Annotated in this window: 12 protein-coding genes and 1 pseudogene; 10 read left to right on the top strand and 3 right to left on the bottom strand. The window is 71.0% G+C overall.

The window, feature by feature from the left end:
- Positions 1 to 40: 40 nt before the first annotated feature.
- Positions 41 to 883: a siderophore-interacting protein gene (locus ACIHCQ_RS08000; protein WP_399658934.1), complete on the top strand. Its 843-nt coding sequence runs from the start codon at positions 41 to 43 to the stop codon at positions 881 to 883.
- 947 nt (positions 884 to 1830) lie between these two features.
- Here ACIHCQ_RS08000 and ACIHCQ_RS08005 read toward each other — a convergent pair.
- Positions 1831 to 2493 (bottom strand): MerR family transcriptional regulator, encoded by a 663-nt coding sequence (locus ACIHCQ_RS08005; protein WP_399658935.1) that lies wholly within the window; start codon positions 2491 to 2493, stop codon positions 1831 to 1833.
- Positions 2494 to 2599: 106 nt separating this feature from the next.
- Between ACIHCQ_RS08005 and ACIHCQ_RS08010 the strand changes: the two genes are divergently transcribed.
- From ACIHCQ_RS08010 to ACIHCQ_RS08030, 5 genes are all read left to right on the top strand, one after another.
- Positions 2600 to 3565, top strand: coding sequence for a hypothetical protein (locus ACIHCQ_RS08010; protein WP_399658937.1), 966 nt, complete (start codon positions 2600 to 2602; stop codon positions 3563 to 3565).
- Positions 3562 to 4062 (top strand): ABA4-like family protein, encoded by a 501-nt coding sequence (locus tag ACIHCQ_RS08015; protein WP_399658938.1) that lies wholly within the window; start codon positions 3562 to 3564, stop codon positions 4060 to 4062. Before ACIHCQ_RS08010 ends, ACIHCQ_RS08015 begins: the two co-directional genes overlap by 4 nt.
- A gap of 226 nt (positions 4063 to 4288) precedes the next feature.
- Positions 4289 to 4924: a sigma-70 family RNA polymerase sigma factor gene (locus ACIHCQ_RS08020; protein WP_399658939.1), complete on the top strand. Its 636-nt coding sequence runs from the start codon at positions 4289 to 4291 to the stop codon at positions 4922 to 4924.
- Complete coding sequence (locus tag ACIHCQ_RS08025; protein WP_399658940.1) at positions 4921 to 5691, top strand: anti-sigma factor domain-containing protein; 771 nt, start codon at positions 4921 to 4923, stop codon at positions 5689 to 5691. The genes ACIHCQ_RS08020 and ACIHCQ_RS08025 overlap by 4 nt, the downstream gene beginning before the upstream one ends.
- Positions 5692 to 5713: 22 nt before the next feature.
- Positions 5714 to 7099, top strand: coding sequence for a cryptochrome/photolyase family protein (locus ACIHCQ_RS08030; RefSeq protein ID WP_399658941.1), 1386 nt, complete (start codon positions 5714 to 5716; stop codon positions 7097 to 7099).
- 93 nt (positions 7100 to 7192) lie between these two features.
- Here ACIHCQ_RS08030 and ACIHCQ_RS08035 read toward each other — a convergent pair whose 3' ends face one another.
- The gene (locus ACIHCQ_RS08035; protein WP_399658943.1) at positions 7193 to 8434 is read right to left on the bottom strand and encodes a class I SAM-dependent methyltransferase; all 1242 of its coding nucleotides are present in this window, start codon (positions 8432 to 8434) and stop codon (positions 7193 to 7195) included.
- A 135-nt stretch (positions 8435 to 8569) separates the two neighbouring features.
- Here ACIHCQ_RS08035 and ACIHCQ_RS08040 point away from each other — a divergent pair.
- A pseudogene (locus ACIHCQ_RS08040) lies at positions 8570 to 8662 on the top strand (hypothetical protein); the annotation flags it as partial.
- Positions 8663 to 8879: 217 nt separating this feature from the next.
- Positions 8880 to 9041: a hypothetical protein gene (locus tag ACIHCQ_RS08045; RefSeq protein WP_399658944.1), complete on the top strand. Its 162-nt coding sequence runs from the start codon at positions 8880 to 8882 to the stop codon at positions 9039 to 9041.
- Between the two features lie 31 nt (positions 9042 to 9072).
- Here ACIHCQ_RS08045 and ACIHCQ_RS08050 read toward each other — a convergent pair whose 3' ends face one another.
- On the bottom strand, positions 9073 to 9996 hold the full coding sequence (locus ACIHCQ_RS08050; protein ID WP_399658945.1) for a TetR/AcrR family transcriptional regulator C-terminal domain-containing protein: 924 nt from the start codon (positions 9994 to 9996) through the stop codon (positions 9073 to 9075).
- 115 nt (positions 9997 to 10111) lie between these two features.
- Between ACIHCQ_RS08050 and ACIHCQ_RS08055 the strand changes: the two genes are divergently transcribed.
- Both ACIHCQ_RS08055 and ACIHCQ_RS08060 read left to right on the top strand, forming a co-directional pair.
- Entirely contained in the window at positions 10112 to 11695 is a 1584-nt protein-coding gene (locus ACIHCQ_RS08055; protein WP_399658946.1) for an MFS transporter, read from the top strand.
- Positions 11696 to 11757: 62 nt separating this feature from the next.
- The gene (locus ACIHCQ_RS08060) at positions 11758 to 12153 is read left to right on the top strand and encodes a nuclear transport factor 2 family protein (RefSeq protein WP_399658947.1); all 396 of its coding nucleotides are present in this window, start codon (positions 11758 to 11760) and stop codon (positions 12151 to 12153) included.
- Positions 12154 to 12190 lie beyond the last annotated feature (37 nt).

A 12190-nucleotide genomic window follows, 5' to 3' on the forward strand; every position in this document is an offset into this window, starting at 1 on the left:
ACCAGCACCGCTCCAGCTGCACGACTTCAGGGAGACCGCCGTGGCAGAACAGCCGGCCCGCAAGGGAATGAAGCCCTACGAGGCGCAGGTAGTGCGCACGGAATGGATCACGCCGCACATGGTGCGTGTCGTGCTCGGCGGTGAGGGGCTCGCCGGGTTCGCCATCGGCGAGTGCACCGACCAGTACCTCAAGCTGGTGTTCGCACCCGAGGGCGTGAGCTACCCGGAGCCGTTCGACATGGAGCGGGTCCGCAAGGAGTTCCCGCGCGAGCAGTGGCCCATACTCCGCACCTACACGGTACGGAGCTGGGACGCGGCCCTGGGTGAGCTGACGGTTGATTTCGTGGTCCACGGCAACGAGGGTCTGGCGGGGCCGTGGGCGGCCCGGGCCCAGGTGGGCGAGACGATTCACTTCGCGGGGCCCGGCGGTGACTACGCCCCGTCCGCGTCGGCGGACTGGCATCTGCTGGTGGGCGATGAGAGCGCGCTGCCCGCGATCGCCGCGTCGATGGAGCGGATGCCCGCGGGCGCGGTTGTGCATGCGTTCGTGGAGGTCGAGGGCTCCGAGGAGGAGCAGAAGGTGGTCACGCCCGACGGGACGGAGATCACCTGGCTGCACCGCGGGGACCGCCCGGTGGGTGAGTTGCTGGTCGCCGCGGTGACGGGGCTTGAGTTCCCGGCGGGCGAGGTCTCCGCGTTTGTGCACGGTGAGGCGGGGTTCGTGAAGGACCTGCGGCGCCATCTGCGGCTGGAGCGGCAGATTCCGCGTGAGCAGCTGTCGGTCTCCGGCTACTGGCGGCTGGGCCAGGACGATGAGGGGTGGCGCGCGGCGAAGCGCGAATGGAACGAGCAGGTGGAGCGGGAGCAGGAGCAGACCACCTGACACGCTGACAGCGACCGGCCTCCGGCCGTTGTGTATGCCGGGGGCTCCCGCCTGGTCGGCCCTGGTCGGCCCTGCGCGGCCCCTGCTCGGCCCCTGCTCGGCCCCTGCTCGGCCGGGCGAGGGTGCTCAGCGGCGCAGTGATTGGCTTCAGGAGGCTCCCTGAGGCTGGGCAAGGCCGGGGCGTAGCCCATATGAGTCGCCTGTCGTTCTCCCCGGCCTACCCGCCGCGTGCTCGAAATGCGCCCGGTCCCCGCGCCGAGGTGACTGGCCCAGCGTCCGGCGGGGCGGTAGTGCTCTGCCCAAGGACCGGCCCGGACTCGTCCGCGCTCGTTACGCTTCCACCGCTCGCCGAGCACAGCTCCGGCCCGGCGCGGCGCGCCGTCGGCCAGGTTTCCGGCCTCGGCCTGAGGACGGCCTCGGCACCGGGTGGGTGGCCGCGGCCCGGCGCGGCCCGCCCCGCTTCGTATGGCACGGCCAAGGTCCCGGCCGTCTACCCAAGGCGACTCCCGCGAGGCGGCCTGGATGGACACGGCCCGCCGCCCGCGCCACTCCATGTGGCCGCCACTCCATGTGGCACAGCCAAGATTCCAGCCGCCCCCGCCCAAGACGACTCCCGCCCGAAGGCGGCCCCGGGGGACGCGGCCCGGCGCGAGCCCGGCAAGGGGCGGGTGCGTACCCGAGACAACCCGGCCCGTCCTGGCCGCGCCCCGCTCCATGCGGCACCGCCAAGACTCCCGCCGGCCTTCCGTGGTGACTCGCGCTACCCGCGCCCCTGCGGCAAGGCCAGAATTCCAGCGGCCTGCCCGCAGTGACTCCGCCACGGGGCAACCCGTGGCTGGGCGGACGCGTGCGGGAGGTTGCCGCGTGGGCCGCGAGAGTTTCGGGGCTTCCCGGAGGCGTCTCCGGGAAGCACGACCACCACCCTCGCCGGCCTCCGGCCCCTCAATTCATTCGTCCGCCGGAGGGTCCGTACGCTCCCCGTCCTCGTTGCCGAAAGCGCGTGCCGAGACGTCGACGTGGGCCATGCGGCGCAGGGATGTGAACACCGCCTCCCCCAGCATCGTGCCCACCACCGCCCGCTCCACCACATCCTCCAGGCCCGCCCAGCGCCCTACGTACGCGATGTCGACCCGCGCGACCCGTTCCGCCGCGTCCGCGTAGTCGTCCAGCAGCTCGGCGAACTCCCCGTGCCCGATCCGTTCCAGCGTGGCCAGCGCGCCCGCCAGTGCCTCCGCGGCCGGATTGTTGTGGTCGACGCGCCAGCCGCGCCGCCCGATCAGCTCGGCGACCTCCTCGCGCGCGGCCTCCAGTTCGTCGTCCTGCGCGCCGGGGTAGCGCGGGACGGTCCGGTCCGTAGCCTCGCCCAGCACCTTGTGCACCGACCTGCCGGGGTCGTCCACCGCCGCCAGGACCTCCGCGATGGCCGCCACCTTGAGCCCGCCCACATCGAGCAGCGCGCGGATCAGCCGCAGCCGCCGCTCGTGCGCGTCGTCGTAGCTCGCCTGGTTCGGGCTCGTCAGCCGTCCTGCCGGGAGCAGCCCCTCCCGTACGTAGTACTTGATCGTCGGCACCGGAACCCCGGTCCTGCGACTCAGCTCCCCGATGCGCACAGCGCGTTCACCTCTTCGCTCTTGCCAGCCCTACCGCCCATCATAGATAGTTTCACTATCGGATAGCAGAGAGTGCCGCTATCCATAATCCGATGGGGGTACCGCTATGTCCTGGAAGTCCTGGCACCGGCCACTGATGGCCTTCGCCGCGTCCATGGCCGTACTGGCCGTGGTCTCAGCCGTTGGCATGGCGGTGGACGACCGGGTCCTGGTTGACGCACCGATCTGGTCCAAGCCGTTCAAGTTCTCGGTGTCGTTCGTCGCCTACTCGACGTCGCTGGCCTGGATGCTCTCGCTGCTCACCCGCGCCCGGCGGGCCGGTTGGTGGGCGGGCACCGTGGTCGTCGGCGCGAGCCTCATCGAGATGGTCGCCATCACCACTCAGGTGATCCGCGGCAAGCGCAGCCACTTCAACAACGAGACACCTTTCGACTCGCTGGTGTTCAACGTGATGGGCGCGTCCGTCGTCATCCTGTGGATCGGCGCCCTGGTCATCGCGCTGCTGCTGTTCCGGGCGCGGATAGCCGACCGGGCGTCCGCCTGGGCGATACGGCTCGGCGCGGCCCTCGCACTGATCGGCGCGGGCCTCGGCTTTCTGATGACGCGCCCCACTCCCGAGCAGGAGGCGGCGGCCGAAGCCGGCGTCGATGATGTGATCGGGGCGCACAGCGTCGGCGCCGTCGACGGCGGGCCCTCGATGCCGCTGACCGGCTGGTCGACCACAGGCGGCGATCTACGCATCCCGCACTTCGTCGGCATGCACGCGCTCCAGGTGCTCCCCTTCCTCCTCCTCGCGCTGATCGTCCTCGCGCCGCGCTTCGCCCGGCTGCGCGACGAGCGCGTACGGCTGCGACTCGTATTCGTGGCCGCGGGGACGTACGGAGCCGTGCTCGCCCTCCTCACCTGGCAGGCGCTGCGCGGCCAGCCGCTGATCCACCCGGACGGCGCGACGCTCGGCGCCGCTGCACTGATCCTGGTCGGCTGCGCCATCGGCGTACTCACGGCGCTGCGACCCACCACCCCCGTATCCGACGCCACCGACGTCGACCACGACAAGGAGCTTGTGGCATGACCGGCTTCCTCTTCGAGCTGATCTTCTGGCTCGTCACACCCGTCTGGCTGCTGCTGATCTTCGCGCCGCACGCGCGCGTCACGGCACGGATCGCCGCCTCGCCCCTGACCGTCATCCCGGTCCTGGTGGTCTACTCCGCCCTGGCGATCCCCGTACTTCCCGAACTGTGGGCGGCCGTCCGCAGCCCCGATCTCGACGGATTCCGGGACCTGACGGTCCTGGCCAACGGCGCCGGGGCCGTCTGGGCGCAGCTCATCGCCTGGGATCTGCTGCTCGGCCAGTGGATGTTCCTCGAGGCGCGGCGGCTGGGAATCCATCCGCTGGTGATGGGACCGCTGCTGGTCGCGACGATCCTGCTGTCGCCGTTCGCGCTGCCCGTATTCCTGGTGGTGCGCGCGGTGAAGCTCCGGTCCGCGACCCGAACGACCCAAGCGACCCGAACGTCCCAAGCGACTGAAGTGACCAAAGCGACCGAACTGTCCGAAATCAACGGCTAGGCGGGCATCCCGTGCGCCGAGCGCGGCGTGCCCGGAATTCGAGACCCCGGCGTGGAGCTGTTCCCACAGCGCCCGCCGGGGCTTTTCCGTCTAGGGACCACGTGTCCGCGGCGAGGGGGCCCTCCCGCAGCGCCGTGACCTCGCCGGGCGGCAGCACCCGTCGAACCAATTGGCCACCAACTGCGATTTCCGACCAATCCGCCTGGCCACCGGCTCCGAATGACTGATGGAATCTGTCGGACCACCAACTCGTCCGCACCATGAAGGAAATAACCGCGTGAGACAAGCCGTACCACTCGGTGGCCCCGCCCCGGCGGGCCCCGAGCTGCATCAACTTCTCGGCCTGGTGGCCAGAGGAGACCAGGACGCCTTCTCCCGGCTGTACGACTCGGTCTGCGGGCCGATCCTCGGGCTCGTACGCGCCGTGCTGCGCGACCCCGCCCAGTCGGAAGAGGTGACCCAGGAAGTGATGATCGAGATCTGGCGTACGGCGGCGCGCTTCCAGCCCTCCCGCGGCTCGGCGATGACCTGGATACTCACGCTCGCCCACCGGCGGGCCGTGGACCGGGTCAGGTCGGCCCAGGCGGCCGGCGACCGCGAGCGGCGGGCCGCGCTGCTCGACCAGACTCCCGCGTACGACGAGGTCACCGAACAGGTCGAGGCCCGCCTCGAACGCGAGCAAGTACGTCGCTGCCTGAGCTCACTGACCGAGCTTCAGCGGCAGTCGGTGACCCTCGCCTACTACCGGGGGCTCGCCTACCGGGAAGTGGCCGAACTTCTCTCCGTGCCGCTGGGCACGGTCAAGACACGACTGCGCGACGGCCTCATCCGGCTGCGCGACTGCCTCGGGGTGACCGTATGACCACCGCTGATCTGCACACACTGACCGGGGCCTATGTGCTGCACTCGCTGGCACCCGACGAACGCGCCGAGTTCGAGCAGCATCTTCTGATATGCCCGGCCTGCACCCAGGAGGTGCGGGAACTGGCCGCCACCGTCGGGCGGTTGGGTCTCGCCGTGGCCATGACGCCGCCGCCCGCGCTCAAGCAGCGCGTCATGCGACAAGTCTCCGCGGAACGCCAGGATCCGCCGCGGGTCTCACGCCGGGCCCGCCCCACCCGGGCGCCGTCGCGCTGGTCGCGCTTCGCGCTGGCGGCGTGTCTGGCCGCCGCGGTGGGCTTCGGCGGGGTGGCGTTCTGGCAGAACCAGTCGGCGCAGGACTATCGCGCCGACGCACAGCGCTCCCAGCAGCAGGTCGAGGCGCTTGCCTCGGTGCTCGCGGCGCCGGACGCCAGGCTCACGTCCGCCAAGCTCAAGGGCGGGACGGACGGGAATGACGGGGCGGACGGGGCGACCGGCACCGTCGTCGTCTCCCAGAGCCGGAACAGGGCCGCGTTCCTCACCTCGGGGCTGCCGAAGCCGCCGCAGGGCAAGGTCTACCAACTCTGGTTCAGCAGCGACGGAAAGTTCCGCTCGGCCGGTCTGATGGACGCGGCGAAACCCGACAACGCCGTAATGATGGACGGACCGGTGGACACCGCCTCGGGCATGGGCATCACCGTCGAGCCTGCGGGCGGCTCCGCCCAACCGACCACCGATCCCCTTGCCCTGATGAATTTCCCCGCTTGAGGCCTGAGGAAGGACGGCGCGCATGAGTGTTGCGGTCATGCTCTTCACCTCCGATCTACGGCTGCACGACCAGCCGGCGCTGCATGCGGCACTGCGCGGAGCCGACGCGGTGGTGCCGCTGTTCGTGCTGGACCGGGACATACGCGAGGCGGGCGGCGGCGCGCCCAACCGCCGTGCCTTCCTCGCCGACTGCCTGGTTTCCCTCAACGCCGGGCTGCGCGAGCGCGGCGGCCGGCTGATCATCCGTACGGGCAATGTCATCGAGCAGGTCTGCCGGGTGGTCGACGAGAGCGGGGCCCGCGCGGTGCATATCGCCGCCGGGGTCAGCGCGTACGCGATGCGCAGGGAGGCGCGGCTGCGCATAGCACTGAAACCGCTGCGGTGCGCGCTGCACGTCCATGACGGGGTGGTCACCGCGCTGCCTCCGGGGCGCGTGGCGCCCGCCGACGGTGACCACTTCGCGGAGTTCTCGCCGTACTTCCGCAGCTGGGAGGCTGCCGGGCTGCGCGAGACCATCGCCGCGCCGGATGTGGTGGAGGTCCCGGAACTCGCCGGCCATCCGCTGCCTCGGCGCGCCGCCGTGACCGGGCTGTCCCCCGGGCTCGCCATGGGCGGGGAGGTGGAGGGGCGCCGGCGGCTGAGCGCCTGGCTCGCCGACGAGAGCGGCGGAATGAGCATGTACGAAGACGGGCGCGGCGAACTGTCCGCCGACGCCACGTCCCGGCTCTCACCGCATCTGCACTTCGGCACGCTCTCCGCCACCGAACTCGTCCAGCGGTCGCGCGACAAGGGTGGTCCGGGCGCGGCCTCCTTCGTACGGCAGCTGGCCTGGCGGGACTTCCACCACCAGGTGCTGGCGGCCCGGCCCGCCGCGGCCCACGCCGACTACCGTACGCGCGGCGACAAATGGCGCAGCGACGAGAAGGAGATCGAGGCCTGGAAGGAGGGCCGCACCGGCTGCCCGATCGTGGACGCGGCGATGCGCCAGCTGCTGCACGAGGGCTGGACGCACCACCGCGGGCGGCTGCTGGCGGCGGGCTATCTCACCAAGACGCTGTACGTGGACTGGCGCATCGGCGCCCGCCACTTCCTGGAGCTGCTGGCGGACGGGGATCTCGCCAGCAATCAGCTCAACTGGCAGTCGGCGGCGGGCACCGGGACCGGACCGCGGCCCGACCGGGTGCTCAGTGCGTCGGCGCAGGCGAAGCGGTTCGATCCGCGCGGTGAGTATGTACGCAGGTGGGTTCCGGAGCTCGCGCCGCTGGCGGGGCCGGCCGTGCACGAGCCGTGGAAGCTCGACGGGCTGGAGCGGGCTCGGCTGGACTATCCGGATCCGCTGGTGGACGAGTCGGAGGGGCGTGCCCGGTTCGAGCGGGCGCGCGGGCTGTACGTGTCGCAGGACGGCTGACCCTACGGGTCGGGGGCGGCGGTTCAGGCCCGGCGGCAGTTCAGGCTCGGGCGGCGCTTCAGGCCCAGGGACAGTGCAGGCTCGGGCGGCGCTTCAGGCCGTCGCCCCGGGGCCCGGCTCGCCCTTGGTCAGGAGCAGTTGCCGCACATCCAGGGAGCCCGAGCGGAAGCCCGCTTCCCACAGGGCGAGATGGAACGTCCACATCCGCCGAAGCGTCTCCTCCAAACCGTGCGCATCGCCCGCATGCGCGGCGAAGCGTTCGCGCCACAGCCGCAGCGTCTCGGCGTAATGCGGGCCGAAACCGTCGCGCGCGGCCACGCTCAGTCCGGTGCAGCCGCTGACGATGTGGTCGATCGCCTCCATCGAGGGCACCAGCCCGCCGGGCAGGACATACTTCCCCAGCCACGTCGGACCGGTACGGGCGGCCAGCAGCTCCTTGTGCGGCTGGGTGACCGCCTGGAGAGCGACGCGCCCGCCGGGCGCGAGCAGCCGGTCCAGCATCATGAAGTACTCCGGCCAGGACTGCTCGCCGACGGCCTCTACCGTCTCCACGCTGACGATCGCGTCGAAGCGCCCGAGGATCCTGCGGTACTCGCGGTGCAGCACGGTCACCCGGTTCTCCAGCCCCGCGTCGCGGACACGGACCCGCGCCGACTCGTACTGCGCCCGCGAGGGCGTGACGGTCAGCACCCGCGCTCCGCGCTGCGCCGCCCGGATCGCCGACTCGCCGGAACCGGTGCCGATTTCCAGCAGCTGAGTGCCGGGCCCGACCTCCGCCAGGTCGAGCAGCCGGTCGATCTTGCGGTGCTGTGCGGCGGGCAGCAGATTCTGTTCGGCGGGAAAGGTCCTGAAGAGGGCGGCAGAGTACGACATGGTCTGATCGAGGAAGAGCGGGAACAGCCCACTCGGCAGACCGCCACGGGGCCTGGTGTCGCGCCGGGCGACGGCCGGCCGGGACGGCGCGAGGGCCGCGGGGTCCTCGGCGAGGGCGGTCAGCACGCCGACGAGGTCGTACGCGTCCCACTCGCCCGCCATGTACGACTCACCGAGGCCGATGAGCCCGTCGGCGCCGACGCGCCGGAAGAAGGCGCGCGGCTCGTACACCTCCATGAGTGGCCCGCCGAGCCCGACCGCCTCACGCCGCCCGAGGCGTACCCGCAGCGGCAGCTTCCCCAGTGCCCGCTGGACGCGCCGCTCAATACCGGCGGTCCGCAGCCTGGAGGAGGCCTGGGGCAGGCGAGCCACGTCGGGCCAGCGCTGTGGATCGACGGACGCGGCTCGCGAGGACACCTTCGAGGACACCTTCGATGACGGCGGGGACACGGACACGCTCACTTCACACCCTCCTGGGGCAGCTGGCAGGCACCGGCCTTCGCTGTGCATTCGGTGCGGCGGGGCCGCCGGATTGGTCGCAGGCGAATCTTTCCCTCCGCTCTTTGATCAGCTCCGTAAACTGGCCGGATGCGCCGCATGGATCGAGTCGTCGGGTCGGTTGTCGGCTCGGCGGTCGGCGACGCGCTGGGCGCGCCCTTCGAGTTCCGCGAGCGTGGCGTGTACTCCACCGAATTCCCCGACGGAGTGGGCGAGTTGCGCGGGGGCGGCGGCCCGCCGGATCGCGGCACTGACCCACGGCGACCGCGCGGCCTGGGATGGCACAGCCGTCCTGCACGAGTTGGTACGGGTGGCCCTGGACGGCGCGGATCCGCTCGCCGCGGTGGAATCCGCGCTACGGGAGGTCGACGCGATCGCTCCGGGCGGCGACACCGACACGGTCGCGGCGGTGACGGGGATGCCGGCAGGAGCGGTGTACGGGGTCGGGGCGATCCCGCCCCGGTGGCTGGAGCCGCTGCGTGTGCCGCTCCCGGGGTACGGGAACCAGGTGCTGCGGTTACCTGAACTGGCGTGGCGCGCGGAGCGGTTGACGGAGCGGTTGGCAAAGTAACGCGCTCCGCCCCCGGCCCGGGGCCGACGGCTCAGCCCGGTCGCTCGATCAGCGCCGCGACCCCGTCCAGCATCCGTTCAAGACCGAACTCGAAGAGCGCGCCGAGTTCGAGGTCGAACTCGTCCTGACCGAAGAGCGTGGACAGGGTCGGATACGCCCCGTTGGTCTGGATCTCCTCCATCCGCGGCTCGTTGGACGCCATCCACTCCTCCGGTGTCATCCCGGTGTCCTGCCGCGCCTGCGACTCCAGCTCAATGGCCAGCGCGACGCCCTGCGCGTACCCGAGGAGCGTCAGATGGACATGGATCATCTGATACGGCGTGAGCCCCAGCCCGCTCAGCGCGCTCAGCACCCGCTCGGTGAACCGCATGGCATGGGGCGAGGCCATCGGCCGGGTCAGGGCCGCCATCGCCCGCGCCAGCCAGGGATGGCGCTCGTACTGTCCCCACAACCACCGCGCCTCCCGAGCCAGTTGTGCGCGCCACCCCGCCGGTCGCGGGCCCGGCGGCGGCCCCTCGCTGAACACCGCCTCCGACATCAGCCTCACGAGCTCCCCCTTGCTCGGCACATGGCGGTACAGCGCCATGGTCGACGTACCGAACACGGTGGCCAGGCGGCGCATGGAAAGCGCGGCGAGGCCCTCCGTATCGACCAGCGCGATGGCCGCTCGGATGATGCGCTCGCGCGTCAGGCCCTGGCCCGCCCGTCCGGCGGCCGCCCGGAACTCCCGGTCCCGGTCCGGGGCCGCCACCACCGTGCCGACCCCGGGCACGGCCCGTACCAGACCTTCCTGGTTCAGCGCGGCCAGCGCCTTCGTCGCGGTCGCCATCGCGACGCCCCACTCCTGGGTGATGCGCCGGGTGGAGGGGACGCGGTCGCCGGGCGCGAGCTCTCCCACGGCGATGCGATGGCCGATGTCTCCGGCGATCCGGAGATAGGGCGGTTCGACAGTCATGGCCTTACTGTACTAGTGCACTCATGGTCCATTCCCCATGGTCAGAGGCCATCTGACCGCGACCGCACTAGGCAGCTGTTTGCGGTGTACGCGGCGACCCGATTCCGTGTCCGCCATGGAGAACACCCCCGGTCCCCGCGCGGGCCGCAAGGAATGGATCGCCCTCGGCGTCCTGATGCTGCCGCTACTGCTCGTGTCGATGGACATCTCGGTCCTCTACTTCGCGATTCCCTTCATCAGCCAGGACCTGGAGCCGAGCGCCACGCAGCAGCTCTGGATCCTCGACATGTACGGTTTCGTCCTCGCCGGACTGCTCATCACCATGGGCGCGCTGGGCGACCGGATCGGCCGGCGCGCGCTGGTTCTCGGGGGCGCCGCCGTCTTCGGCGCCGCCTCGGTCGCCGCCGCGTACGCGCACTCCGCCGAAACGCTCATCGCCGTACGCGCGCTGCTCGGGCTCGGTGGCGCCGCCCTGATGCCGTCGACCCTCGCCCTGATCCGCAACCTCTTCCGCGACGCGAAGCAGCGCGGCCGAGCGGTGACCGTGTGGACGGCGGTGATGACCACGGGCATCTCACTCGGCCCGGTGGTGAGCGGGCTGCTCCTCGAACACTTCTGGTGGGGCTCGGTCTTCCTGATCAACCTGCCCGCGATGGTGCTGCTGCTCGCGCTGGTGCCATTCCTGGTACCCGAGTTCAGGTCTCCGCAGAGCGGCCGGTTCGACCTGCTGAGCGCGGCCCTCTCACTCTCCGCCCTGCTGACCGTCATCCACGGCATCAAGGAACTGGCGAGCCACGGCTACGCGCCCCTGCCCGCCCTCACCATCACCGTCGGACTTGTCCTCGGCTTCGTGTTCGTACGGCGTCAGCAGCGCCTCACGCACCCGATGATCGATCTCGGTCTGCTGCGCCGACGCGCCTTCGGCGGGCCGGTGTTCGCCAATCTCCTCGCGATGTTCGCCACCGTGGGGATGGCTGTTTTCCTCACCCAGTATCTGCAGTCGGTCCTCTCCATGAGCCCGTTCGAGGCCGCACTGTGGAGCCTGGTCCCGGCGGCGGGCGTGGCGGTCATGGCCCCGGCGGGCGCGGCACTCGCGCAGCGCACCGACCGCGCGTACGTCATGGGCGGCGGCTTCGCCGTCTCCGCCTGCGGATTCCTCTGGCTGACCCAGATACGGACCGACTCGCCCCTCTGGTTCACCCTCGTGGGCGCGTCCGTCTACGCGGGCGGCCTGGTCGCCGCCATGACCCTCGCCAATGAACTCGCTCTCGGCGCGGCCCCGCCGGAGCGCGCGGGCTCGGCCGCGGCCGTGCTCGAATCGGGCCAGGAGCTGGGCGGCGCGCTGGGGATGGCGATCCTCGGCTCCATCGGCGCGGCGGTCTACAGCCGGGACATGACCGACGCGCTGCCGCCGACCGGTCTGCCGCACGCCGAAGCGGTACGCGAGACCCTGGGCGGCGCGACAGCGTCGGCGGACCAACTCCCGGCCGCGACGGCCGACACCGTACTGACGGCCGCACGCGAGGCCTTCACCCACGGGATGGGCTTCGCCGCTCTCGGCGCGGCCGTCGTCATGGCGGGAGCCGCCCTGTTCTCGCTCGTACTGCTGCGCGGCGCGGGCACGGCAAAGCGCCCGGCGAAACACCCGGAGCCATCAGCCGCGGCCCTGCATGGACAGCTCTCCGGGCCCGGCAGATGATGGAGAGAAGACGGGATTATACGGATGTTCTGCGGATGAGCGGATGAAAGGTGTGAATCGCTATGGCTGAACACCCGGACTGCGCCCTGGTCCGCCGGGGATACGTAGCGTTCGGCGAAGGTGACATGGAGACACTTGCCTCCCTGATGACGGCGGATGTCGTCCACCACGTGCCCGGAAACAGCCAGATCTCCGGCCACCACAAGGGCCGCGACGCCGTGCTCCAGCTGTACCGCCGATTGGGCGAGCTGACCAACGGCACCATGCAGGTCCAGCTCGAAGCCGTACTCGCCGACGGCCGCGGGCATGTCATGTCTTTCCACACGACCCGCGCCGACCGTGGCGACCACGGGATCGAGATACGCGAGGGGCTCTTCTTCACGATCGTCGGCGGAAAGATCACCGACATCGACGAGTGCAACGAGGACATCGACGAGGCGGACAGGTTCTGGGCCTGACCGTACGCAGCTGCTGAGGCCCTGTTCACCGACCACG

Source organism: Streptomyces sp. NPDC052236, from assembly GCF_044548015.1.
In the GTDB taxonomy this organism is placed as follows: domain Bacteria; phylum Actinomycetota; class Actinomycetes; order Streptomycetales; family Streptomycetaceae; genus Streptomyces.